Origin of the sequence: Herbaspirillum sp. B65, from assembly GCF_000333555.1 — a bacterium.
GTDB lineage: Bacteria > Pseudomonadota > Gammaproteobacteria > Burkholderiales > Burkholderiaceae_D > Herbaspirillum > Herbaspirillum rubrisubalbicans.
Map to the genome: position 1 here is coordinate 1 of NZ_BADI01000030.1, position 1020 is coordinate 1020.

At 58.4% G+C, this 1020-nt stretch carries 2 protein-coding genes; both read left to right on the top strand.

Translation table 11 applies throughout. The annotated features are described in order from the left end of the window. The coding region (locus I5W_RS32740) for a hypothetical protein (protein WP_217284432.1) at nt 1-215 on the top strand (215 nt) is incomplete at its 5' end. A 276-nt stretch (nt 216-491) separates the two neighbouring features. After that, a partial coding sequence (locus tag I5W_RS00640) for an amidase family protein (protein WP_044527806.1) occupies nt 492-1020 on the top strand: 529 nt, incomplete at its 3' end.

Sequence of the window (1020 nt, forward strand, 5' to 3'; positions counted from 1 at the left end):
AAACGGCGACCTGCTTTCTGGTTCATGTTCATCTTGTCCTCTCTTTTCATATGGATGGAATCGCCGTGTTTCGGACCGGCGTTGTCACACGCCTGCACCGATCCGACGGTGATGAAAAGATAAAGAGACGAGGCCCGCCTGACTCGTCAAATCAGGCCAAGCTACTTGCCGTAACAAGACATTTTGAAAGCCGATATTTTCCACGCCCGCCTTGACGTGCATGGCGCGACTGTCGCGCCCTTTCTGGCTTGCAGAACGGAAAGCCCAAAATGCATAAATGATTTGTTATTTTTCCTCACAGGCTCTCCGCTTGGCGGACTTGTCCGCAAATGACAAACGAATGACCTGTACGGACAAGCAGCAAGAGTGACGCTCGCCAATGATAGCGATGCGCGGTGGCCGTCCCGAGCTTGCGGATCGCCGCTGCTGACCTTCCCATTGCAGTGCAATGCACGCTGGCAGTGCATTCGAAATACAGGAGCGCGAATTTCATGTCTATCGTCCGACCCACCCCTGAGCAACTCAAAGAGCTCGCCAGTTCCCTGCACATCCAGCTCACCACGGAGCAGGCCAGTCAATATCTGGACTTGATGCAGGCCAGCTTCGATGCCTACGATGTCATCGATGGCTTGCCCGATGAAATTCCTGCCATCAAATACCCGCGCTCGGCTGGCGCACGTCCCGCCGCCAAGGACAATCCCCTCAACGCCTGGGCCTGCAAAAGCACCGTCAAGGGCGCCGCGGAGGGCAAGCTGGCGGGCCGCACCGTGGTGCTCAAGGACAATGTGGCGCTAGCGGGTGTGCCCATGATGAATGGTTCTTCCACGCTGGAAGGCTTCGTGCCGAGCTACGACGCCAGCGTCGTGACCCGCCTGCTCGATGCCGGTGCCACCATTCTGGGCAAGGCCACCTGCGAGCATTTCTGCCTGTCGGGCGGCAGCCATACCTCCGATCCCGCGCCGGTCCACAACCCGCGTCGCCACGGCTATGGTTCCGGTGGTTCCTCATCGGGTAGTGCTG